At 58.5% G+C, this 24,105-nt stretch carries 19 protein-coding genes; 9 read left to right on the top strand and 10 right to left on the bottom strand.

Features of this window, described 5'->3' with window-relative positions:
• Nucleotides 1-24: 24 nt before the first annotated feature.
• Both AB5Y84_RS12340 and AB5Y84_RS12335 read right to left on the bottom strand, forming a co-directional pair.
• A complete protein-coding gene (locus tag AB5Y84_RS12340) occupies nucleotides 25-1,161 on the bottom strand; it encodes an ISAs1 family transposase (RefSeq protein ID WP_024943479.1) in 1,137 nt (378 codons plus the stop codon).
• A gap of 68 nt (nucleotides 1,162-1,229) precedes the next feature.
• Nucleotides 1,230-2,357, bottom strand: coding sequence for a tyrosine-type recombinase/integrase (locus AB5Y84_RS12335; protein ID WP_368177039.1), 1,128 nt, complete (start codon nucleotides 2,355-2,357; stop codon nucleotides 1,230-1,232).
• Nucleotides 2,358-2,545: 188 nt separating this feature from the next.
• Between AB5Y84_RS12335 and sbcB the strand changes: the two genes are divergently transcribed.
• Together sbcB and AB5Y84_RS12325 are read left to right on the top strand one after the other, a co-directional pair.
• Entirely contained in the window at nucleotides 2,546-3,961 is a 1,416-nt protein-coding gene (gene sbcB / locus AB5Y84_RS12330) for an exodeoxyribonuclease I (RefSeq protein WP_368177038.1), read from the top strand.
• 155 nt (nucleotides 3,962-4,116) lie between these two features.
• Complete coding sequence (locus tag AB5Y84_RS12325) at nucleotides 4,117-4,617, top strand: hypothetical protein (protein WP_005360277.1); 501 nt, start codon at nucleotides 4,117-4,119, stop codon at nucleotides 4,615-4,617.
• 78 nt (nucleotides 4,618-4,695) lie between these two features.
• On the opposite strand, the gene AB5Y84_RS12320 is transcribed toward AB5Y84_RS12325, so the two are convergent.
• The gene (locus AB5Y84_RS12320) at nucleotides 4,696-6,405 is read right to left on the bottom strand and encodes a glycoside hydrolase family 36 protein (protein WP_368177037.1); all 1,710 of its coding nucleotides are present in this window, start codon (nucleotides 6,403-6,405) and stop codon (nucleotides 4,696-4,698) included.
• A 160-nt stretch (nucleotides 6,406-6,565) separates the two neighbouring features.
• On the opposite strand from AB5Y84_RS12320, the gene AB5Y84_RS12315 reads away from it, so the two are divergent.
• The 3 genes from AB5Y84_RS12315 (at nucleotide 6,566) to cdd (ending at nucleotide 8,687) form a co-directional block, all read left to right on the top strand.
• Nucleotides 6,566-6,922 (top strand): CidA/LrgA family protein, encoded by a 357-nt coding sequence (locus AB5Y84_RS12315; RefSeq protein ID WP_005333279.1) that lies wholly within the window; start codon nucleotides 6,566-6,568, stop codon nucleotides 6,920-6,922.
• Nucleotides 6,919-7,605 (top strand): LrgB family protein, encoded by a 687-nt coding sequence (locus AB5Y84_RS12310; protein ID WP_005333281.1) that lies wholly within the window; start codon nucleotides 6,919-6,921, stop codon nucleotides 7,603-7,605. The genes AB5Y84_RS12315 and AB5Y84_RS12310 overlap by 4 nt, the downstream gene beginning before the upstream one ends.
• A 197-nt stretch (nucleotides 7,606-7,802) precedes the next feature.
• On the top strand, nucleotides 7,803-8,687 hold the full coding sequence (gene cdd / locus AB5Y84_RS12305) for a cytidine deaminase (RefSeq protein ID WP_005345271.1): 885 nt from the start codon (nucleotides 7,803-7,805) through the stop codon (nucleotides 8,685-8,687).
• A 134-nt stretch (nucleotides 8,688-8,821) separates the two neighbouring features.
• Here cdd and AB5Y84_RS12300 read toward each other — a convergent pair whose 3' ends face one another.
• Nucleotides 8,822-10,207: a tryptophanase gene (locus tag AB5Y84_RS12300; protein ID WP_368177036.1), complete on the bottom strand. Its 1,386-nt coding sequence runs from the start codon at nucleotides 10,205-10,207 to the stop codon at nucleotides 8,822-8,824.
• Between the two features lie 474 nt (nucleotides 10,208-10,681).
• Here AB5Y84_RS12300 and AB5Y84_RS12295 point away from each other — a divergent pair, with 474 nt between their 5' ends.
• From AB5Y84_RS12295 to asd, 4 genes are all read left to right on the top strand, one after another.
• A complete protein-coding gene (locus AB5Y84_RS12295) occupies nucleotides 10,682-10,846 on the top strand; it encodes a DUF2256 domain-containing protein (RefSeq protein WP_219594198.1) in 165 nt (54 codons plus the stop codon).
• Complete coding sequence (locus AB5Y84_RS12290) at nucleotides 10,846-12,366, top strand: cryptochrome/photolyase family protein (protein ID WP_368177035.1); 1,521 nt, start codon at nucleotides 10,846-10,848, stop codon at nucleotides 12,364-12,366. The genes AB5Y84_RS12295 and AB5Y84_RS12290 overlap by 1 nt, the downstream gene beginning before the upstream one ends.
• 156 nt (nucleotides 12,367-12,522) lie before the next feature.
• Nucleotides 12,523-13,830 carry a D-amino acid dehydrogenase gene (locus AB5Y84_RS12285; RefSeq protein ID WP_335832724.1) on the top strand — a complete coding sequence of 436 codons (1,308 nt, stop codon included), beginning with the start codon at nucleotides 12,523-12,525 and terminating at the stop codon, nucleotides 13,828-13,830.
• A 362-nt stretch (nucleotides 13,831-14,192) separates the two neighbouring features.
• Complete coding sequence (gene asd, locus AB5Y84_RS12280; protein WP_005345266.1) at nucleotides 14,193-15,305, top strand: aspartate-semialdehyde dehydrogenase; 1,113 nt, start codon at nucleotides 14,193-14,195, stop codon at nucleotides 15,303-15,305.
• 101 nt (nucleotides 15,306-15,406) lie between these two features.
• On the opposite strand, the gene fdhD is transcribed toward asd, so the two are convergent.
• The 6 genes from fdhD to AB5Y84_RS12250 form a co-directional block, all read right to left on the bottom strand.
• On the bottom strand, nucleotides 15,407-16,291 hold the full coding sequence (fdhD, locus tag AB5Y84_RS12275) for a formate dehydrogenase accessory sulfurtransferase FdhD (RefSeq protein ID WP_368177034.1): 885 nt from the start codon (nucleotides 16,289-16,291) through the stop codon (nucleotides 15,407-15,409).
• Nucleotides 16,288-18,420, bottom strand: coding sequence for a sigma 54-interacting transcriptional regulator (locus AB5Y84_RS12270; RefSeq protein ID WP_368177033.1), 2,133 nt, complete (start codon nucleotides 18,418-18,420; stop codon nucleotides 16,288-16,290). The genes fdhD and AB5Y84_RS12270 overlap by 4 nt, the downstream gene beginning before the upstream one ends.
• A gap of 416 nt (nucleotides 18,421-18,836) precedes the next feature.
• A complete protein-coding gene (locus AB5Y84_RS12265; RefSeq protein ID WP_139411806.1) occupies nucleotides 18,837-19,235 on the bottom strand; it encodes a hypothetical protein in 399 nt (132 codons plus the stop codon).
• Between the two features lie 96 nt (nucleotides 19,236-19,331).
• Complete coding sequence (fdhF, locus tag AB5Y84_RS12260; protein WP_368177032.1) at nucleotides 19,332-21,476, bottom strand: formate dehydrogenase subunit alpha; 2,145 nt, start codon at nucleotides 21,474-21,476, stop codon at nucleotides 19,332-19,334.
• A gap of 46 nt (nucleotides 21,477-21,522) precedes the next feature.
• Complete coding sequence (locus AB5Y84_RS12255) at nucleotides 21,523-22,122, bottom strand: 4Fe-4S dicluster domain-containing protein (RefSeq protein WP_033112617.1); 600 nt, start codon at nucleotides 22,120-22,122, stop codon at nucleotides 21,523-21,525.
• Between the two features lie 751 nt (nucleotides 22,123-22,873).
• Entirely contained in the window at nucleotides 22,874-24,010 is a 1,137-nt protein-coding gene (locus AB5Y84_RS12250; RefSeq protein WP_024943479.1) for an ISAs1 family transposase, read from the bottom strand.
• Nucleotides 24,011-24,105 lie beyond the last annotated feature (95 nt).

Below are 24,105 nucleotides of genomic sequence, written 5' to 3'. Positions count from 1 at the left end.
CAGGGCGAGAGCGTGAACATATTGTTAAATTGACTTCAATTCAGCCAGCCCTGAATCCAATACCTTTTCCAGATATGGGCTGCTCATGCCCGCAAATTGCTGCTTCTTCCGCAAGCTTGCCTTACGGCTGGTTTCGGCTCGCAGCATGTTTTGCGCCATGTGTCGTGCACAGGCCAATATTTGAGGGGCATCACCTCGATATATCTGGCAGGCATCCTCATTCATCACGACATCCAGAACCCAGTGCAGGCTATTTTCAATTGCCCAGTGCCCTCGTACCGCTGAAGCAAACTGCTCTGGTGTCAGTTCAGCCGAGCTGATGTAGTAGCGATACTCCATCGAAAATTTTTCCATATTTTCAATTCGATAGGATATTGCGACACCGACAGTCTTCAGCGATTTCCACTCTGGAAATTGCTCTGATAGTGCTCCGGCTGGTAACACATGGTACTCGCGGCCATCGATGCGACCGTGCTCTTTCTCGACACTGAGCGTTTCTTCACTCAGCGGCTTCTTGGTCGACTCGGCCAGAGCTGCGCGTACTGCATTATGCAGTGTGGGCTGGTTACCTTTTACCGCCAGCAAGTAGTCGCCACCGCCCTTGACTATGGTTGAGGCTATTCCAGTCTGGCAGCCCATGGCATCGATGGATACCAGGCAGCCTTTTATATCGAGGAGTGCCAGTAATTCAGGAATGGCGGTGATTTCGTTAGATTTCTCATCTGTTTTGACTTGCCCGAGCACCAGACGATTCTCAGCGGCAAAGGCACTGACCATATGAATGGTAGACTGACGACTGTCTCGGTCGTAAGAGCTGCGTAAGGTCTTGCCGTCAATGGCAATCAGCTCACCATCGGTACGTTCTGATGTTGCTTGCATCCAGCGGACGAAGGCGTTCTGGAATTGCTCCGGTTGAATACGGGAGATGATCCTGGCTATGGTGTCGTGAACAGGTAATCCGTTATGAAACAATCCATTACGCTGAAACCATTCCAGATGTGCCTCGCCGAAAAGCTCGATATCTTCCCAACCTTGAGCTCCACCAATAGCAGCACAGACGGTGAGAAAAACCACATCGAAGAAGGGGTACGCGATTTTGGTTGTCTGACGAGGGTCTTCAAGTTCGGAGAAGAATTGGGTAAATGCCGCTTGATGGTTCATGACGAAACTCCCGTAAAAGAGAGTATAAGATCACACCCTGTTCGGTCGGTCAAATCCTCGTGCCCTGCTTAAAAAACGTTCGCGATCTTGCCCTGGTATATAGCCATGACACCCGCCATCCTGTGACCAAGCATTTTTTCTGTGACCTGTGGTAGAACTCGCTCTTCCGATAAACGCGTACTCAACGTTCGACGCATGTCGTGCATACGCCAATACGGCAGATCCAGTTTATCTCGAACACGCTCTGCTAACTGGATCAGAGACGCACTGCTCAACGATCTTTTTGGATTCACTGGCGAGCGACATACTGGCCCTCCCCTTAGCCGAGATCTCGCTGCCGCTTCTTGCAGCAACATCATCACCCTGCCAGGAATAGGCCGACGTATTGGCGCACCACATTTGGCTCGAGCAGCGGGAACCGTCCAAATTCGCTCCTCCAGATTAAACTCACTCCACTGCGCACCCAATGCCTCGCCGCTGCGACAGCCAAGTAGGATCACCAATTTGGCTGCCAATTTTAATCCGCGGCTGGCCCTGCTCTGTTCAAATGCAATCCAAATCTGAGCGAGTTCACGCATGGTCAACACACGAGAGCCTCTCTCAGGTTGAGAGCCCACATCTTCGGTGCGTAATTGCAGCACCGGGGAGCCGCCAATGAGATTACGCCGAATACAAAAACTAAGTATGGATTTTAACCTGCGCAATAAATGCCCTGCGTTTTTCGGCTTTTTCTTGCCAATCTTATCAAACCACTCCAGCCAGCTCGAAAACGGGATCTGTTCCACCGGAATACCAATAAACAGAGGTTCGAAATAGCGCTGCATGGTATGCTCATAGAGCATGACCGTACGAGGCCGCAGCTTGGGCAAATGGTGCTCACGAAAATGCTCGCAGCACTGTTTCAGGGTGACATCATGCTTCTGGTGGAGTTTATCCCAGAAAACTCTGGGATGTTCATTACGTTCAAGAGCGCCACGGATAGCAGGGATCAACGCCCTGGCATCAGCGAGTTTAAGGTCGGGATAGCGTCCAATTTTGAGTCTCGCTGCTTTTCCTTGCCAGCGATAGCGATATTGCCACGAGATGGTGCCTCGCTCGGTGACCCGAGCTGACAGTCCATCACGGTCTGACAATTCCGTCTTGCCAAAGTAGGGCTTACCATAGAGGGCCCGTAGCTTCGTATCAGTAAGTGGCATATGACTCTCCTGTGACTGGTCATCTGATTTTTCACTGACACATTAACGCGTCCTAACGTGTACACAGATATGTACCAAACTGGTCTGAAACGGACTGAATCAAGATCGGACAAAGTGAGACAATCTGAGATAACACTCCGTATAACGACTTGTTTTTCAAGCATATAGACACAATTCAGAACCACGAAATGAACCAGCAGACAAATCCTACCTTCTATTTCCACGACTACGAGACCTTCGGCATCAGCCCCGCCAAGGACAGGCCATCGCAGTTTGCCGGTATCCGTACTGATGCAGATTTCAACATCATTGGCGAGCCGCTGGTCATCTACTGCAAGCCGCCGGCGGACTATCTGCCGGATCCGGAGGCGTGCCTGATTACCGGTATCACGCCGCAAAAGGCGATGAAGGATGGGCTGTGCGAGGCGGATTTCATTCGCCAGATCCACGAGCAGTTCGCCACGCCGAATACCTGTGTGCTTGGCTACAACAGCATCCGCTTCGATGATGAAGTGACTCGTTATACCCTCTATCGCAACTTCTATGACCCCTATGCCTACAGCTGGCAGAACGGCAACTCCCGCTGGGATATTCTCGACATGCTGCGAGCCTGCTATGCCCTGCGCCCGGAGGGGATCGAGTGGGCGTTTGACGATGAGGGCAAGCCGAGTTTCCGGCTGGAGAAGCTGACGGTCGCCAACGGCGTCGCCCACGCCAATGCTCACGATGCACTCTCGGACGTGCTGGCCACCATCGAGATGGCCAAGCTGGTGAAAAAAGCCCAACCCAAGCTGTTTGGTTACCTCTTTGACCTTCGCAACAAGAACAAGGTGAAGGCGCTGATTGACGTGGTGACCATGAAGCCGCTGGTGCACGTCTCTGGTATGTTCTCCCCCTGGCAGGGTTGTGCAAGCTGGGTCTCGCCACTTGCGTGGCACCCCACCAACCAGAACGCGGTGATCATGGTGGATCTGACCCGCGATCCTACCCCGCTCATTGAACTCACCAGCGAGGAGATCCGCGAGCGCCTCTATACCAAAAAAGAGGAGCTGGGGGATCTGGCGGGCATTCCGGTCAAACTGGTGCACATCAATAAGTGCCCGGTGCTGGCACCGGCCGCCACCCTGACGGCGGAGCGTGCCGACGAGCTCGGCATCAATCGAGAGCAGTGCCGCAAGAGCCTGGATCTGCTGCGCGCCCACCCCGAGGTACGGGAAAAACTGGTGGAAGTGTTCAATCAGGAGTTCGCCGGCAGCAATGAGAGCGACCCCGATACCCAGCTCTACGCCGGATTCTTTGGCCATGGCGACAAGTCCACCATGGATCTGGTGCGTGCCACCCCCGCGGATCTGCTGGGTGAGCGGGAGTTCACCTTTACCGACTCCCGGCTGCCGGAGATGCTGTTCCGCTACCGCGCCCGCAACTGGCCGCACACCTTGAGCGAAGCGGAGCAGAAACGCTGGCGCCTGCACTGCAGCGACTACTTCAGCCGCCGTCTGCCGGACTATGTGCCCCGTCTCGAGGCGTTGGCCGAGCAGAACCAGAGTAACGAACGGAACTTTGCGATTCTAAAGAGTCTTTATCACTATCTGGAAGATTTATGAGTTGTGAGTAGTTTCACAATAAATCCTTCCCGCCCATCCCCTTCTTCAGGTCATAATGACGAAGGGGATTTCCCCAAAAACCAATATCTTGCAACATCCTGAGCGGATGTCTCCCAAGCAAGAGATCTCTTTGGCCGAACGGAAGCCATTTGCTGATGCCTCGTCACCACGCACTGCTCGGATTACTGGCCCTGCTGCCGCTGGCAGCCAACGCCGCATACCGGTTCGATGTGCCGGATTATCTTGCTCGCCTGCCCGAGCAGACCTATCGCATCGTAGAACAGAACTTCAACACCCTTTATCAGCAGACTGATTTCACTCCCCTGATCACCAACAGCTACTTCAACGGCTCCCATCTCTACAAGTTTGTCGGGGTACCGCTGGCCATCAGCGCCCAGTCAGGTTTCCAGCTGGAGGTGTTTGGTCAGGTCTATAACCGCGCTTCGCAAGCCTATATGCACCTGAGCGAGGATATGTCCCTCTATCGAGTGATGCGGGTCGATCTGATGGGGAACCCCAATGATCAGCTGGCCATCGGTTTTGGTCTGGGGGTGCCCATCACCCCGTTGCTAACCCTCAAGGCGATCGCCTCCGGCAGTGATATCCCGGGCTATGGCTCTGCCAAATACGCCGTTGGTTTTGAGTGGCGTTACTGAAAAACGTGACTGATAACCGCTAATTGAAACAATTCAGGCTCCGTGATGGAGCCTGAATTGTTTATGGTGAGGCTGTGATCAGGTGTAGTGGATCACCCGCCCCTCGCCCCCTTGCAGGGTCACGGTTGTGCCGACTGCCTGCCCCTGCCAAAAATCAGTTCCCCCTTCCGGCAGCAGAAACTCCTGTGGTTGCCCCTCCCAGTTGAAGAGGCAGAGCAGAGTGCCGCCCTCGGGCAGGCTCACTTCACCGCAGGCAAAGTCCATCGACTCGAAACGGGCAGAGGGTGACCGGGCCGCACAGAGCGCCAACAGCTTGCGAAGGTGCGCCGCCTGCTCCTCATCGAGATCCTGCAGTCGATCACCCGCCAGCATCATGCCACCGCTCGCCACCAGTGCAGCCAGATGGAAACTGTATTCAGCCTTACTTGCCTGCTGGCTCGGTAGATCCCGCAGGCAAATGCAGTCGGGGTCGAGGGCCCAGAGCTTGTCATTCTGCCAGGCGCGGCAGAAGGCCTCGCGGGCAATCTGGCGATAGCGGTGGCCATTGCGCTCCACGTCATCGCTCACCCGCATGCCGTGCACCAGCCCAAGGCTTGGCCAGATGGGGGCATTGCAACCGAGCAGGAAAGCGCCTTCACCAGCACCACGCAGGATGGCGGCCATACCACGCCGATAAGCTTCAACACGGGTGGCAGCCGGATCGTGGAAACGGCCACCGTGGATGGCGCCCCAGAAGTTGGCATCGAGCTTGAAGTAGTGGATGCCCCACTGTTCGCGCAGGGTGCGGAACACCTGCTCAAGGTGCGCTTGCACCTCGGGGTGGGTGCCGTCCAGCACATACCAGGGGGTGCAGCGCCAGCCGCCATAGGTGACCCGCTCGGAGGGCAACGGCAGACCGTCATCCCCCTTCACAAACCAGTCGGGGTGATCCTGAAACAGCTGCGAAGTGGGCTCTGCAATAAAGGGAGCGACCCAGAGGGCGGGCTCGCAGCCAGCCTGTTTGATCTCCGCAGCCAATGCAGCAACACCTTGCTCGAACTTGGCCGATGGAGTGAGCCAGTCACCCATTTTGGCCTGATAGCCGTCGTCGATCTGCACATAGCGCAGGGCCGGGAAACGCTCGGCACGCACCTGCAGGTTCTCGCGAATATCGGCAGCGCTCACCTCGGCGTAGTAGTGATACCAGGAGCACCAGCCGCTCGGGCGCTCACTCACCTTGCCGATCAGCGAGCCGTGCTCGGCCTCGATCAACCGTGCCAGCTCGGCCAGCAGATCCTCGCGCTCCGCCCCTTCAAGGCAGATCAGCGCCTCGCTCTGCCAGTGCCCACCAGCCGCAAGTTTTCGCCCTTCGCAGTTCATCAGGATCTGCAGGCGACCATCAGGGTAGAGGCGAAACTCCCCGCCAAAACGGTGACAGCTGGCAAAGGCGAGCAGCAGCCACCCCTTGCCATGCTCCACCAGCAACAGGTTGTGAATGGTGTGATAGTCCTTGTCATCAGTGATGCGATAGACGCTGGCATCGGGGCAACGGCCGACATGTTGCGGTGATTGCCAGCTACCCATGGTCTGGGCCAGCATCTGGAATCCTTCGCCATAAATGGCGCTCTCCACCGGCAGGCCAAGCTTGCCATCAAACAGCACCCAGCGGTCAACCGGAGTGGCATCAACTCCAGTGTTGTCGAGTCGCACCCGGCACATGGGCCCTTCCCACTGACGGGTTTGCAGCAGATGGGGTGGCAACACATTATCGTTCGCCAGCTGGCGAACTCGGGACAAGAGGGATGTCATCACTACTCCTTGTAGTTCGAAAAGGGTTCTATCAGACAATTTTCAAAAATTGCCAATCAAATCAGCTTCAAACGAACTGATTTCAGTTGTTATTGTTTTAATGCCGCGACCCGGCCTCTCTGGTAAACTGCGATTTTTCTTCCCAGTCGATGAGGTTCACGTGATCGCGCAACGCGCCTTGCTGTACTTTCGTGACTTTATGGTCATCGTCGCCTGCCTGCTGGCAGGCAAATCCGTGGCAGCCATCCTGCCTTTCGCCTTTCCCGGCAGCATCATCGGCATGCTGCTGCTGTTCGTGCTGCTCTCCCTTCAGCTGATAAAGCTGCACTGGGTCGAGCTGGGCGCAGGTTTGCTGCTGCGCCACATGGGCGTTTTGTTCGTGCCGGTCGCGGTCGGACTGGTGGCCTGGCTTGAGCCCCTGCGCCAATCCTTCGGCGTCATCATGCTCTGCATCGTGCTCGGGATTGTGCTGATCCTCGCCACCGTCGGTCGGCTCTACCAGAGGATGAACAAATGATCTTCTGGCTAGCCATTCCCCTGACCCTGGCGCTCTATTTCGCCACCCGCGCCCTCTATCGCCGCCTGCCCTGGCCCATCATCAATCCGGTGCTGGTGCCGACCGCGGTGATCATCGGCCTGCTGCTCTGGTTTGATCTGCCACTTGAGCAGTACGAGCGCGGCAGCAGCCCCATTACCATGCTGCTGGAGCCCGCAGTAGTGGCGCTGGCGCTGCCGCTCTATCAGCAGGCGCGCCAGATCCAGGCCAAGCTCAAGCCCATCCTAATCTGTACCCTCGCCTCCGTCTTGATCTCGGTGTGCACAACCCTGCTGATCGGTCACTTTATGGGCACAGATCCGGCACTACTTGCTTCGCTTGCCACCAAATCGATTACCACCCCGCTCGCCATGAGCGTCAGCCAGTCCATCGGCGGCATTCCCGCCATTGCGGCCGCCGTGGTGGTGGTGGTGGGGATTGTCGGTGCCCTGATCGGCTATCCACTGCTCAAACTGCTGAAAGTGACCGACCCGGAAGCCCAAGGGCTCGCCATGGGAGCCTGTGCCCACGCCATCGGCACAGCTACTTCCGCCGAGAAGGGGATCACCCAGGGGGCCTTTGCATCGCTCGCCATGGTGGTGTGCGGCATCCTCACCGCGGCCGTCGCTCCCCTCCTTTTTGCCATCTATCACTGGCTGATCTGATGACCCCATTGACCACCTGTTGACCATTCCGGGGGGCCTGCTGGCCTCTCGGGGTGCGACCTGCCGCACAATTTGCACAAGACAAACGTTTCCATTACCATCCCCCTCCGTTTGCCCGTCAGGGCGTGAGCCTGCTCACACATTTACCCGAGCTTGCTCCCTACAATGGCCGCCCAATTGGCCTTTGAGGACACACTATGCATCCCCGTTTTGCCAAGCCATTCGATACCCTCTCTGCCCCGCTCAAAGCAGCCGTGCAGCCCATGCTGGATAGTGCCGACTTCAACGCCCGCTTCACGCCGGAGCAAGTCGCCACCCTGAAAGCCGCCACAGGCCTCGATGATCGCGCCCTGCGCCTCGCCCTGTTGCCGCTGGCCGCCGCCTGTTCTGTGGCCCCCATCTCCAAGTTTTATGTCGGTGCCATCGCCTGCGGCCTGAGCGGCAGCTGGTACTTCGGTGCCAACATGGAGTTTGCTGGGCAAGGTCTGTTCCACTCGGTTCACGCCGAGCAGTCCGCCATCTCCAACGCCTGGCTGGGTGGCGAGACCGGGATCAGCGAAATCACCGTCAACTACACCCCTTGCGGCCACTGCCGTCAGTTCATGAACGAGCTGAGCACCGCCAAGATCCTGAAAGTCTCTCTGCCCGATGACCTGAGCGCCCTGCAATCCTTCCTGCCCCACTCGTTTGGCCCGGCGGATCTCGACATCACGGATGCGCTGATGAGCCCGCAGGATCACGCAGAGCTTGAACTTCAAAGCGAAGACCCGCTGTGGCAAGCCGCGCTGGCCGCCGCCCGTCAAAGCTACGCCCCCTATAGCCAGGGCTATGCCGCGGTGGCGCTGCAGTTTGCCGATGGCCGCATCTTCTCTGGCCGCTACGCCGAGAACGCCGCCTTCAACCCCAGCCTGCCGCCGATGCAGATGGCCTGCGCCCATGCAGTGCTTAATGGCGAAGATCTTGCCACCATCCGCCGCGCCGTGCTGCTGGAGAATAAAAACGGCCAGATCAGCCAGCGTGACTCCGCCCAGTCCACCCTCAAGGCGCTGGGCTCGGTCGAGTTGGAGTATCAGGCGGTCTGACCCCGGCTTTGCGTCGATAAACGAAAGCCCCCGCACCTTGGTGCGGGGGCTTTTTTACTGGGCCGTTTAACCGGGAACGACCGGTGATCTGCACAGTTTGGCGCGGTTGATCACCACATCTGACCGGTTTCTGATCAGACAGGTTTCAGCCGCGCCGTGAAGTGGCGTAGCAGCGGCGGCTCGTAGTCAAAGGTGAGCCCGCGAATGTCGCTGGCCCGCGCTTTCAGCGCGATCAAGCAGTCGGCCACATAGTCCATGTGATCCCGGGTGTAGACCCGGCGCGGAATGGTGAGACGCAACAGCTCAAAATCCGCCGCCTCCTGCTTGCCGGTGGCGGGATCGCGCCCCAGCAGCAGGGAGCCAATCTCCACCCCGCGCACGCCCCCTTCCAGATAGAGCTCGCAGGCGAGCGCATGGGCCGGAAACTGCTCGGCCGGAATATGGGGCAGCAGCTTCTTGGCATCCACAAAGACCGCATGGCCGCCAGTGGGGGTCTGGATCGGGATGCCCGCCTCGGCCAGCCGCTCGCCGAGATAGGCCACCTGACTGATACGATAGATGAGATACTCCTCATCCATCCCCTCCCGCAGGCCGATGGCGAGCGCCGCCATGTCCCGTCCGGCAAGGCCACCGTAGGTGACAAACCCCTCCATCGCCACGCAGCGCACCTGCACGGCGCGGAACAGGTCGAGATCTTCCTTGAAGCAGCAGAGCCCACCGATATTGACCAACCCGTCCTTCTTGGCCGACATGGTGAAGATGTCCCCTAACGCGAACATCTGGCGCACTATCTCCTTGATGCTGCACTTGGCATAAGCCGGATCCCGCTCCTTGATAAACCAGGCATTCTCGGCAAAGCGGGCGGCGTCGATCACCACCGGAATCTGGTGACGATGGGCCAGCTCGGAGACCGCCTCCATATTGGCCATGGAGACCGGCTGACCACCGGCGCTGTTGCAGGTCACCGTGATGATGATGCCGGCCACGTTGTCGGCCCCCAGGGTCTCGATGGTGTCGGTCAGGCGGGGAAGATCAAAATCCCCCTTCCAGGCATAAGGGGCCGTGGTGTCGAGGGCTTTCGGGGTGAGCAGGTTGATGGCCCGCGCGCCAGCCAACTCCACGTGGGCCTTGGTGGTGTCGAAGTGGTAGTTGGAGATAAAGACCGGCGCCTTGCCCTTGCAGCGCTTGACCAGCTCGGGGAAGAGGATCTGCTCGGCCCCGCGCCCCTGGTGGGTGGGCATCACATGCTGATAGCCGAAGATATCGCGCACTGCGCGCTCCAGCTCTACGAAGTTGCGGCTGCCCGCATAGGCCTCATCCCCCATCATGATGCTGGCCCACTGACGGTCGGACATGGCGCCGGTGCCGCTGTCGGTCAGCAGGTCGATATAGACATCCTCGGCCAGCAGCAGGAAGGGGTTCCAGCCAGCAGCCTCGAGGGCGGCGCGGCGCTCGGCGCCAGTGGTCTGTTTGATGGGCTCGACCATCTTGATACGAAACGGCTCGGGTATACGACGCATAAAAGACTCCTCACCGGCGCAAGGCCAGTGTGTTTGAAATCGGGATTGGTAAAGAGGCCGGGGCGATCAGGGTCGTCCGGCTGACAAATTCAAACGGCGGGTGCCGCCAATCAGCGGTGAGGAAAGTCGAAGGTAAGAATGGGATCCCGGGTATACCAGTGGGCGAGCAGGCAAGCTGCCCGGGGCGTAGCTGTCATGATTGGCATCACTCCCCTCCATATCGGTTGTAGACAGTCGGTGGCCAACTATGTCGATGAAACCATGTCCATTGATGGATGCTGCCAGCAGGCAGCCTCGCCACGTTAACGGCTGGTTAATTGGCAAACAAGGGGCGCACCGAAGGGCTGTGCGCCCGCTCACAAAGTGCGCATCTGAGCGGCAAACTGGCAGTGAGGTTGATCCGCCCGCGCCCCCGGTTCGTTATTCTCCCTACCTACACGCCACATCCCCCATCAGCCAAGGCCGTAAGCCATCATGCATCGCAAACCCTATCTGCCCGAGAAGATCTGCCCCGTCTGCCTGCGCCCCTTCAGCTGGCGCCGCAAGTGGGCACGCAGTTGGGAGGAGGTTCGCTACTGCAGCGAGCGTTGTCGCCACGCTCGTCACAGCAGCCAGCAACCTGAGGGGGAGCGAGTCTGATGGAGCTGCGCCTGATTCTCGGCGATCAGCTGAACGCCGCTCACAGCTGGTTTCGCACCCCGGATCCGGCGGTCTGCTACCTGATGGCGGAGCTGCGCCAGGAGACCGACTACTGCCACCACCATCGCCAGAAGGTGCTGGCCTTCTTTGCCGCCATGCGCGCCTTCGCAGCAGCACTCACCCAAGCGGGCCACCGCGTCTGTTACCTGACTCTTGATGAGAGTGCCCGCTGGCCCGACTTGCCCGGCTTGCTGGCAGCCCAAATCGCGGCGCATCAGGCCGACAGCTTTGCCTGGCAGAGCCCGGACGAGTGGCGCCTCGCCAACCAGTTGAAAAGCTGGGCAGCGGGCCTTGCCATCCCTGCCACCGAGGTGGAGAGCGAACATTTTCTCACCCCCCGCGATGGCTGGCAGCGCTATCCCCACAGCCGGATGGAGTTCTTCTACCGCGCCCTGCGCAAGCAATACAGGGTGCTGCTTGATGAGCGCGGCCAACCCCTTGGCGGGCGCTGGAATTTTGATGACGAGAACCGCGCCAAGCTGCCGGAGCGTCAGCCGATCCCGGAACCCCTCACCTTTGCCAACGAGGTGAGCGAGATTGATGCCATGCTGACCCGCCACGGGGTCAGCACCATCGGCAAGGCGGATGCCCGCCAACTGCCGTGGCCCATCACAAGGCGCCAGAGTCGCGAGCTGCTGGCCCATTTTCTGGCCCACTGCCTGCCTCATTTTGGCCGCTATCAGGATGCCCTGAGCGAGCGGGGCTGGAGTCTGTTTCACAGCCGACTGTCGTTTTCCCTCAACAGCAAGATGCTTCATCCGCTTGAGGTGATCCGCGCCGCCGAAGCCCACTGGCAGGCCAATCAGGCCACCATCACCTTGGCGCAGGTGGAGGGTTTTATCCGCCAGATTCTCGGCTGGCGCGAGTTTGTCCGTGCCCTCTACTGGGAGAAGATGCCCGACTACAAGCAGACCAATTTTCTCGTGGCCAACCGGCCGCTGCCCGGTTTCTTCTGGAATGGAGAAACAAAGATGGCCTGCGTGCGTCACGCCATTGGCCAGTCTCTTGAGCACGGTTACGCCCACCATATCCAGCGGCTGATGGTGACCGGCAACTTTGCCCTGTTGGCGGGGCTCGATCCTGACGAGGTGGATGCCTGGTATCTCGGCATCTATGTGGATGCCATCGAGTGGGTGGAGCTGCCCAACACCCGCGGCATGAGCCAGTTTGCCGATGGCGGCCTGATGGGCAGCAAGCCCTACGCCAGCAGCGGCGCCTATCTCGAGCGGATGGGCCACTACTGCAAGGGGTGTCACTATCAGGTCAAAGCCCGCCACGGTGATGGGAGCTGCCCCTTCAACAGCCTCTACTGGCACTTTCTCTGGCGCAATCGGGACAAACTTGGCGGCAATCCCCGCCTCGCCCTCCCCTATGCCAACTGGGATGGCCAAGCCGCCGAACAGCAGCAGGCCATTCTGGCGACGGCGGAGCAGTACCTGATCAAGCTGGAGCAGCTGTAAGCGGGCCATGCCTCCTGACACATCCCCCTGACAGCAGCACAGCAATTTACGCTGGCAATCAGGCTCACCATCGCACCAAACACCAGCTTGTGACTGGCAAGCAGACGGAGATCCCAATCCTGCGTAGAGCGGTTGAATATCCTGTGGCGGCTGATTATGGTGGTGGCCACATCAGGAGATCAGTCAAGGAAAGACGATATGGAGATAGTGGTTCTCGGTGGCGGCGTAATTGGGGTAACCAGCGCCTGGTATCTGGCCAAAGCGGGCCACAAGGTGACCCTGCTGGAGCGGCAGAGTGGCGTCGCCCTTGAAACCAGCCATGCCAACGCCGGGCAGATATCCCCGGGTTATGCGGCCCCCTGGGCGGCCCCCGGCATTCCCCTCAAGGCCGCCAAGTGGATGCTGCAAAAGCATGCCCCCTTCACCGTGCGCCCCACTGCCGACCCCTTCCAGCTACGCTGGATGCTCAGAATGCTCGCCAACTGCACCCCGACCGCCTATGCCACCAACAAGGGGCGCATGGTGCGGCTCGCCGAATACAGCCGCGACTGCATGAAGCTGCTGCGCGACGATCTCAACATCGATTACGAAGGGCGCCAGCTCGGTACCCTGCAGCTGTTTCGCAGCCAATCCCAGCTCGATGCCAGTCAGCGCGATATCGAGGTGCTGGAGGAGTATGGCGTCCCTTACCAGTCACTGGATGCCAGCGGCTGCGAGGCGGCAGAGCCTGCGCTGGCGCGGGTGCGCGGCAAAATCGTCGGCGGCTTGCGTCTGCCCGGCGACGAGACCGGCGACTGCTTCCGCTTCACCAAGGCCCTTGCCCTTGAAGCCGAGAAGCTCGGGGTCAAGTTCGTCTTCAACTGCGACATCGACGAGATTGAGCAAGCCCGCGGCCGCGCCGTGGCGGTACGGGCGGGCGAGCAGCGCTATCGTGCCGATGCCATCGTCTGTGCGCTCGGCAGCTATGCCACCGGTTTTCTACGGCCGCTGCTGCGCCCGCTCGGGCTCGAACTGCCGGTCTATCCGGTCAAGGGCTACTCCCTCACCCTGCCGATGATCAATGCCGAGGCCGCGCCGCGCAGTACCGTGCTCGATGAGACCTACAAGGTGGCCATCACCCGTTTTGACGAGCGGATCCGGGTCGGCGGCATGGCGGAGCTGTCGGGCTACAACCTCGCCCTTAATCCGAGGCGCCACGACACCCTGGCGATGGTGGTGGGCGATCTCTTCCCCGAGGGGGGCGATATCAGCCAAGCCGAGTTCTGGACCGGCCTGCGCCCCATGACGCCGGATGGCACCCCGCTGGTGGGGCCGAGCCCCATTCCCGGCCTCTGGCTCAATACCGGCCACGGCACCCTGGGCTGGACCATGGCGGCCGGTTCGGGTCAGCTGTTGTGCGATCTTATCAGCGGCAGCGAGCCCGCCATCAGCGATGAGGGGTTGACCCTCGCCCGTTACGGCTAGACGCCCACACAGTCGGGCTGTTTCACACGCCAACTGCGCCCCCCAGACAGCAGCAGAGGACGTTCTCAACCGCTTTATTGACAGGCCACCGCCATAAACGGTGGCCTTTTCGTCTGATGTTGACCTTCTCCCTCCCCGTCTGCCTGAGCGGTAGTCTGGCTGCCGGTTAATGCAGCAAACGGCACAGAATATTGCGCAATTCGACTTGCGCAAGCCGTCACAATCCGTAATGTGGATAGACGCATTTTTCGCAGCGCATATTTTTTAAATGGCCTGTAAACCGCTTGTAAACAGGCGTCGCCAGACAAGGGGTTACGGGTGTCACCACGAGTTTCTTTAGCAGCAATCCAGGGTAGGACAATATGAAAAAAGTAGGTTTGGTCGGTTGGCGTGGCATGGTGGGATCGGTTCTGATGAGCCGGATGCAGGAAGAGCAGGATTTCGCCCATATTCAACCCACATTCTTCACCACCTCCCAGGCCGGTGAGGCCGCTCCCAACTTCGGCGTCGATGCCGGTACTCTGCAAGACGCCTTCGATATCGAGGCGCTGGCCAAGCAGGATATCATCATCACCGCCCAAGGCGGCGACTACACCAAGGATGTCTATCCGCGCCTAAAAGCCGCTGGCTGGCAAGGTTACTGGATTGACGCCGCCTCCTCCCTGCGGATGGAGAAAGACGCCGTCATCATTCTGGATCCGGTCAACGGCGACGTTATCGAGCAGGCCCTGAACGATGGCATCAAGACCTTCGTTGGCGGCAACTGCACCGTCAGCCTGATGCTGCTGGCCCTCGGCGGCCTGTTCAAGGCCGACCTGGTGGAGTGGGTGAGCGTGGCTACCTATCAGGCTGCCTCCGGTGGCGGTGCCCGCCATATGCGCGAGCTGGTCACCCAGATGGGGATGCTGCGCGACGAAGTGGCGGTTGAGCTGGCCGATCCTGCCTCCGCCATTCTCGACATCGAGCGCAAGATCACCGAGAAGACCCGCTCCGGCACCCTGCCGGTGGACAACTTCGGCGTGCCGCTGGCCGGTGGCCTTATCCCCTGGATCGACACCAAGCTCGACAACGGCCAGAGCCGTGAAGAGTGGAAGGGTCAGGCCGAAACCAACAAGATTTTGGGTATCGAGAACGCCGTCATTCCGGTGGATGGTCTCTGTGTGCGGATCGGTGCCCTGCGCTGCCACAGCCAGGCGTTCACCATCAAGCTGAAAAAGGATGTGCCGCTGGCGGAGATCGAAGCCCTGCTGGCTGCCCACAACGACTGGGTGAAAGTGATCCCCAACGATCGCGACATCACCGCCCGCGAGCTGACTCCGGCTGCCGTTACCGGCACCCTCAGCATTCCGGTGGGCCGTCTGCGCAAACTCAATATGGGCCCTGAGTATCTGGCCGCCTTTACCGTGGGTGATCAGCTGCTGTGGGGCGCCGCCGAGCCGCTGCGCCGCATGCTGCGTATCCTGCTGGCGCGCTAAGCCGCTACAGAAGTAGAGACAACAAGGGCGGGGAGTCACACTCCCCGCCCTTTTTCATTGCCTGTTTTTATGACCCGTTTAACGGGTTCACGGCCTTGCCATTACTTGAGCAGGATACGCTGGCAGCCGCTGTAGATCTCGGCCCTTCCGGGGCGGCAAAAGCCCACCAGGGTGAGCCCGGTCTGCTCGGCCCGCTCGACCGCCAGTTCGGTGGCAGCGGAGATGGCGAGCAATATTTCCACTCCGGCACTGGCACACTTTTGCACCATCTCGAAGCTGGCGCGGCTGGTCACCAGAATGGCGCCATCACGGCGACCGCTGCGTTGCAAATGCCCCACCAGCTTGTCCAGCGCAATATGGCGCCCCACATCCTCGCGGATGGCGAGAATATTGCCCTCACCATCCAGATGCACAGCCGCATGGGTGGCGCCGGTGCGCTGACCCAGCAGCTGAAGCGGGCGCAGCGCGCTCAATACCTTGTCGATATGGCCCACCGCCAGACGCTGACTATCGGGCAAGCTTGGCTGGGTGCGGATCACCTGCTCCAGACTCTCGCTGCCACAGATGCCGCAACCGGTACGGCCCGCCAGGGTGCGCCGCTTCTCTTTGAGGCGATGGACGCAGCGATTGGCAAGGGTGATATGCAGCTCAATCCCCTGACAGCCGTCGATTTGCTCGATGTCGTGGATATCGAGCAGGCTGTCGATGATCCCCTCGGATAGCGAAAAGCCGATGGCAAAATCCTCCAGATCGGAGGCCGAGCACATCATCACGCTGTGGGCGATGCCGTTGTAGACCAGCGCCACCGGCGTCTCGGAGGGGAGCGCCATTTCGCTGTCGCAGGTCAGTGTATCGGCGCGGTAGTGCACCACCTCGCGATGGATGGCGCAGCGGGCCAGTTCGTTCTGTTCTCTCTGCTCGCACTGTTCGTTCTGTTTTTGCTCGCTCCGCTCACTACGCGCCTCAAGCTCAATTGCCTCTCTCATGGTGCAACCCCGTCAATGATCTCGGGATCTCTGGCTGAAATGCCGAGCCGCTTCATTTTCGAAAGCAAGGTGGTGCGCTTCATGCCGAGGCGGTTGGCCGCCCCCCGCTCGCCAGCGACGATGCCGTTGCAGTCACGCAGGGCGGCGATGATCGCCTCGCGCTCATCGGTCGGCCCCTCCTCGGCAAAGAGCGGCGTGGCGGGCTCGTCATACACCAGAGTCTCAATCTTGTGGTAGCCCTTGAGCGGCATCAGCTCATCGGGCGAGAGGTTGAGCACATGGCCGCGGGTCATCACCACGGCGCGCTCGATGACGTTCTCCAGCTCGCGGATATTGCCGTACCAGGGCAGCGACACCAGCATCTTCATGGCATCGGCGGGGATCGAGGTGATGGTGCGGCGCATCCGCTTGGCGATCTTCTTGATAAAGAAATTGACCAGTAGCGGAATATCCTCGCGCCGCTCGCGCAGGGGTGGCAGTTCGATGGGAAAGACGTTGAGGCGGTAGTAGAGATCGCTTCTGAAACGCTTGTTCTTGACCATGGAGAGCAGATCGCAGTTGGTGGCGGCCACCAGCCGCACATCCACTGCGATGGGGTTGCTGTTGCCCACCCGCTCCAGCTCGTGCTCCTGCAATACCCGCAACAGTTTGGGCTGCAAGTCCAGCGGCATATCCCCCACTTCATCGAGGAACAGGGTGCCCTTGTGGGCCCGCTCGAAGCGGCCGATCCGCTGGGTCAAGGCGCCGGTAAAGGCCCCCTTTTCGTGGCCAAACAGATCGCTTTCGATAAGGCCGGTCGGGATGGCGGCGCAGTTCACCTTCACCATCTCGTGGTCGTGGCGGGCACTCAGGGCGTGAATGGCCTGGGCGATCAGCTCCTTGCCGGAACCGGTCTCGCCAAGGATCAGCACGGTACTGTCGCTCTCGGCCACCAGCCGCACCTTCTCCAGCACGCTCTCCATCACCGCGCTCTGGTAGATGATGTGAGGGAACTCCCCCTGCATCTGCGGCTCGTTGATGCGAATGGTCTTCTCTTTGGCGCCGTTGGTGTTGGAGATCTCCTGCTGCGCCTGCACGTTGTTCATGGCAATGGCCGTGCGCGCCGCCACCTGCTCCAGCAAGGAGATATCGATATCGGCAAAGAAGTCGGCGTTGGGGTGCGAGAGGATCAACACCCCCAGCAGGTTGCCCCGATAACGCAGCGGCAAAATGCAGGAGCTGTCGGCCTCGGGCGGCAGGATCTGGGAGGTAAAGCGGCAGCGATTGCTGCAACCGTGGCCATGTTCGCGATAGACAAAAAACGGCTCGCTATGGCCAAGCGCCCCCTGCAGGCACTTCTTTTCAAAACAGGAGTGATCGATGATGCCCGGCTGCTCGCTCTGGTGCTGATTGACCAGATAGCTCTTGAAGCTGTCAGAGGTAGCGTTGTACTCGGCCAGACACAAGCTGCTGATGCCGAAGTGGTGGTGCAGGATGGTAAACAGGCTCTTGGGCAGCTCGGCGATGCGCACCAGTTTGATCACCGCGTTGGTCACATCTACCAGAATTTTGCAGCTGTCGCGCTCAAGGCGCAGGGAGTTGGCCTGCTCCAGAGTGCGCTCCTTGTCGAGCACGTTCTCCAGCGCAATGGCGATAATGGCCGCCAGCTGGGTCAGTTTGGCCAGGGTCTCCATGGTGAAGCTGTCGAGCTGGGTGTTGATAAACTCGACCCCGCCAAGGTGGCTGCGGGCGGTGGTGATGGGGAGCTGGCAGTAGGAGCGCAGCCCCCCGTAGACCCCTTCGCGATCCAGAGCCGGGCAGCGATTCTCAAAGCGGGCGGCAGCGAGAATGATGGCCTGTTCCGGGGTCTCTTTGGCAGGACGGGGGGAGAGGTGCAGCTCTGCCTTGGGGCAGACCAGATGCTTTGGGCCGGAATGTCCCATGAAGTAGAAGATGGCCTCCTCGTCCGCACCCATGTTGAGGATCAGGTTGACCCGGGTTACGCCGCCGAAGCTGGCATCTATCTTGTTGAGTTTGTGGATAAAATCATCGAGCGTCACGGCCGACAGGAGGGATTTGGAGAGCAGGAGGAAACCGTCGTCCCAGATGGGAGAGATCTCGTCCAGGGGGATGGCACTCACATTTAGCATTGCGGCCTCACGTTATATCGATTTAGTCACCAGTCAGGCTGTCCATGCCATCGCATCACGACAAGCACTCGTCACCAAAATAAATAGCCACAGCCCGTAATAGCGGCTGCCAATAAGAAAAGCGGTGACGAAAATTGTCGCATGTTGCAATTCCAAAGTTGTTATTAACGAACGACAACAAAAAGTAACATCGTTATCGGGGGATATATTGGAATGGCGACTCATCATAGATGAGCTCAAATTTCATTACAATCCGATTTAATATATCTGATGGCCATATTTAACCGGTTATTTCATCAGTTCTTGATCTCAATTAAGGCGCCCGAACAGTGGGCCGCCGTCAACTGTCAGATCTGCCTCTCCTCTTCGCTGGCTGCGGGTTTCAAGATGGGGTTTGCTGCCCATCCCTCGGCAATTTATGAGGTGATGATCCGGCTGTGGCAGCACTTCAGGCCACCGAAGATAAAGAGGGCCGACAGGCTCTGGAAGGCCATCAGCAGCCAACTGGCGTTGTCGGCAAGCTCGGCGGTGACGCTCTGGTGCGTGAGGTAGACCAGCAGGGTGATCACCCCCAGCAACAGGCCGTTGATCAAGGTGGTGGAGATAAACCCGATCAGCCAGGCACTGGAAATACTCAAGGCAGAAAATACGCTGCTCATGGCAAGCCGCGCCGCCATAAAACAGCCGAAAAAACCGAAGCCCAGCAGAAATATCATCTCGTCGCGCCAAATATAGCAACCTATTCCCAGCAATATCGCCGCCAGATAGGTGCCAATATAGAAAATTCCGAATAAGCGACCAATTTCATGTTGCATCAATTACTCCCCTGTTTTTGGGTAATAAAAGGGTGCCCGACTCGATAAATCCGAGTCGGGTTCCCTTATTTGTGCAGAACCTCTTTTTTAGGGCGATCAGCCTTTGGCTGCGCTGCGCAATTTCGCCTTGAGCGCGCTGTATTCAGTCTGGACGTACACTTCCGCCTCAGGCTGATTGTCGATGCGCTCGATCTTCACCGCGCAGTACTTGTACTCCGGCGTGTGGGAGACGGGATCGACGTGCTCGATGGTGAGCTCGTTGCAGGCCCCGATCCACCACTGGTAGGTCATATAGACCACCCCGGCGTTGACCCGGTCGTTGTAGTTGGCCCGGGTGATCACCTTGCCACGGCGCGACGAGATCCAGACCAGCGCCTGATCCTTCACCCCGAGCTTTTTGGCATCGCTCGGGTGGATCTGCACATAGCCCGGCTCATCGGCCAGGGTTTGCAGCGCCGAGCAGTTGCCGGTCATGGAGCGGCAGGAGTAGTGACCTACCTCGCGCACGGTGGAGAGCACCAGCGGGTACTCGGCACAGGGCTGCTCCAGCGGCGGCCGCCACTCGGAGGCAATCAGCTGACCCTTGCCGCTCGGGGTGGTGAACACATTCCCCTCGAACAAAGTGCTGGTGCCCGGGTGATCCTCGGTCGGGCAAGGCCACTGCACGCTCTTGAGATCGGCCATCTTGTCGTAGCTGACCCCGGCATAGAGCGGGCAGAGCGCACGCATCTCGTCCCAGATCTGTTCGGTGTTGTGGTACTCCATGGGATAACCCATGGCGGTCGCCATCAAGGAGAAGATGGCCCAGTCCGGCTTCACGTTCTCAGGGGGCGTCACCGCCTTGTAGAAGCGCTGGAAGCCGCGATCTGCCGAGCTGTAGACCCCTTCGTGCTCGCCCCAACTGGTAGCGGGCAGAATGACATCAGCCATCTCGGCAGTCTGGGTCATGAAGATATCCTGTACGATCACCAGCTCCATCCCCGCCAGAGTGCGGCGGAACTGACCTAGATCTGCCTCGGTCTGGGCCGGATCTTCACCGAAGATGTAGAAGGCCTTGCACTTGCCCTCCTCCACCTTGTGGCCAAGCTCGGTCAGGCGATAGCCGGGCTTTTGGGAAAGTGACTCCACGCCCCACGCCTTGGCGAACTTGGCGCTGATCTCGGGATCGGCCACCGACTGATAACCCGGGAACTGGTGGGGCAGCATCCCCATGTCACAGGTGCCCTGCACGTTGTTCTGACCGCGCACCGGCCCGCAGCCGGTGCCGCGGCGACCGAAGTTGCCGGTCAGCAGCGCCAGCCCCGCCAGCCCCTTGACCACGTCCACCGCCTGACCGTACTGGGTCACCCCCATGCCCCACAGGATCATGGAAGCAGGTGACTCGGCGTAGGTGCGAATGGCGGCGCGGATATCGGCAGCTTTCAGGCCGGTGATCCCCTCCACATATTCCGGGGTGTACTTGGCCACCGTCGCCTTGAAGGTCTCGAACCCTTCGGTGTAGTTGGCGACAAAGGCCTTGTTGTAGAGCCCTTCATTGATCAACACGTTGGCGAAGGCGTTAACCAGCGCCATGTTGGAACCGTTTTTGAGCGGCAGCCACTGATCGGCGATGCGGGCGGTCTCCACCATACGGGGATCACACACAATCACCTTGGCCCCGTTTGCCTTCGCCTTGAGGATATGGCGGGCGACGATGGGGTGAGAGTCAGCAGCGTTGTAACCAAACACCAGCAGGCACTTGGTCTCTTGAATTTCGGGAATGGCGTTGCTCATGGCGCCGTTGCCTACAGTTGTCTCCAGACCGGAGACTGAGGGTGCGTGTCACACCCTCGCGCAGTGGTCGACGTTGTTCGTCCCAATCACCGCACGGGCAAATTTCTGCATCACATAGTTGGCTTCATTGCCCGGGCCACGGGCAGAGCCAGTGGTCATGATGGCGTCCGGGCCATATTTCGCCTTGATGGCAGCCAGACGGCTGCTGGCAAACTCGATCGCTTCATCCCAGGAGACGGCCTCGAACTTGCCGCCGCGCTCGCGGCGGATCATCGGGCTCTTGAGACGGGGGGTCAGCAGGTTGGTGTCGTTCAAGAAATCCCAACCGTAATAGCCCTTGAGGCAGAGCTGCCCCTCGTTGGTCCGGCCGTTGGCGCCTTCGGCCCCCACCACCTTGTCGTTTTCAACCAGCAGGTTGATTTTGCAACCGGTGCCGCAATAGGGGCACACGGTAATGACTTTTTTCATGACTCACACTCTTGTTTGTTAACGAAAAACGGCTCGGCAAGCCCGCTCACACCCGCGCCGGCATCGCCAGCAGTGCCTCGGCACTGGCCAGCTGCTTCTGCCGGTTCAGGTTTTCAAGATGCTCCGGCGTGACCAGCCGCAGCGCCTGGGTCGGACAGACCTCGACACAGGCCGGGCCCGCCTCGCGGTGACGGCAGAGATCGCACTTGAGCGCCTGCGCCTTGGTCTGCGGACGCTTGAAGAGCGAATCGGCAGCGGGTGCCACCTCTTTGAGCACCACCGCCATGGCGCCGTAAGGACAGGCCACCACGCAGGACTTGCAGCCGATGCAGCGCTCCTGCAACACCTTGACGCAACCATCCTCACTGACGATGGCATTGTTCGGGCAGGCCATGGCGCACGGCTTGTCTTCACACTGGCGGCAGAGCACCGGCGTGGTCACCTTGCTGCCCACGATCACCTTCAGGCGCGGCTGAAAGTAGCTGTCCTTGGAGACCAGATGTCCATCCTCGATGGCAAGATGCAGGCCGCCCTCCCGCTCAAGGGTCCCGCTGCAAGACCCTGACTGGTGTGAAACGGCGCAGGCCACCTCACAGGTACGACACCCAATACAGAGACTGGGATCTGCAATCACGAAGCTGTTCATAGAGAGGGATCCTAAATGGTTCGTTACACCGGGCCGCCCGCCGACAGGCAAAGAGGCGGCCAGCCCCCCACAAAGCATTTATCAGACCAAAACAGGCCAAGGGTGCGATAAAAATTTACAAACAACTGAAAATAAAGGGGTAATCAGAAAGAGATATATGCTGGATGCCACCTCTGACGAGGGTGATGACGGGCTGGGAAGTGTGATCGACACGACAAAAGTGACGAGCTCGACACCGGCTAATCAAGGTGTATCACACTACCCTTTCAGCTCAAGCGCACAAATAACAACCAATCAATGACTAATTTGTTGATCTTGGACAGATTATGCGCCGATTGCCCTTTTTACCCCCTACCCGATTGGATAGCATGCTTCAGTTGGCAACCAGCTCCGTTGGGGTCGTGTTCCTGATATAGCTACGAAATTTAAAGCAGCTAGATAGGGAAAACTATTCATAGCGTTCAATTTCAAGCTAGCAATGAACAGGATAATGGTAGAGGTAAAATGTGGTTGATAAAATTGAGTTTATTTTAAACTTACTAGAAGAATCTAGCTTTTCAGTCGAATCAAAAGCACCATTTTTAAGAGCATTCATTGGTGCTCTAGATGCAAGTAATACTTCTAGACTTCTAATTCATTCAATATCACATAATCTGTACCTTCGTGATTTAATAAATAGAAAAATTCAATTTGATATAAAAGATGGGAAGGGTCTTTTGTATGAAGACAGGGCGAGAGCGTGAACATATTGTTAAATTGACTTCAATTCAGCCAGCCCTGAATCCAATACCTTTTCCAGATATGGGCTGCTCATGCCCGCAAATTGCTGCTTCTTCCGCAAGCTTGCCTTACGGCTGGTTTCGGCTCGCAGCATGTTTTGCGCCATGTGTCGTGCACAGGCCAATATTTGAGGGGCATCACCTCGATATATCTGGCAGGCATCCTCATTCATCACGACATCCAGAACCCAGTGCAGGCTATTTTCAATTGCCCAGTGCCCTCGTACCGCTGAAGCAAACTGCTCTGGTGTCAGTTCAGCCGAGCTGATGTAGTAGCGATACTCCATCGAAAATTTTTCCATATTTTCAATTCGATAGGATATTGCGACACCGACAGTCTTCAGCGATTTCCACTCTGGAAATTGCTCTGATAGTGCTCCGGCTGGTAACACATGGTACTCGCGGCCATCGATGCGACCGTGCTCTTTCTCGACACTGAGCGTTTCTTCACTCAGCGGCTTCTTGGTCGACTCGGCCAGAGCTGCGCGTACTGCATTATGCAGTGTGGGCTGGTTACCTTTTACCGCCAGCAAGTAGTCGCCACCGCCCTTGACTATGGTTGAGGCTATTCCAGTCTGGCAGCCCATGGCATCGATGGATACCAGGCAGCCTTTTATATCGAGGAGTGCCAGTAATTCAGGAATGGCGGTGATTTCGTTAGATTTCTCATCTGTTTTGACTTGCCCGAGCACCAGACGATTCTCAGCGGCAAAGGCACTGACCATATGAATGGTAGACTGACGACTGTCTCGGTCGTAAGAGCTGCGTAAGGTCTTGCCGTCAATGGCAATCAGCTCACCATCGGTACGTTCTGATGTTGCTTGCATCCAGCGGACGAAGGCGTTCTGGAATTGCTCCGGTTGAATACGGGAGATGATCCTGGCTATGGTGTCGTGAACAGGTAATCCGTTATGAAACAATCCATTACGCTGAAACCATTCCAGATGTGCCTCGCCGAAAAGCTCGATATCTTCCCAACCTTGAGCTCCACCAATAGCAGCACAGACGGTGAGAAAAACCACATCGAAGAAGGGGTACGCGATTTTGGTTGTCTGACGAGGGTCTTCAAGTTCGGAGAAGAATTGGGTAAATGCCGCTTGATGGTTCATGACGAAACTCCCGTAAAAGAGAGTATAAGATCACACCCTGTTCGGTCGGTCAAATCCTCGTGCCCTGCTTAAAAAACGTTCGCGATCTTGCCCTG

This window comes from Aeromonas sp. s11 (assembly GCF_040907945.1).
Classification (GTDB): Bacteria; Pseudomonadota; Gammaproteobacteria; order Enterobacterales; family Aeromonadaceae; genus Aeromonas; species Aeromonas veronii.
The sequence above is the reverse complement of the archived record's forward strand: the minus strand, read 5'-3'. Positions and strand labels throughout refer to the sequence as shown.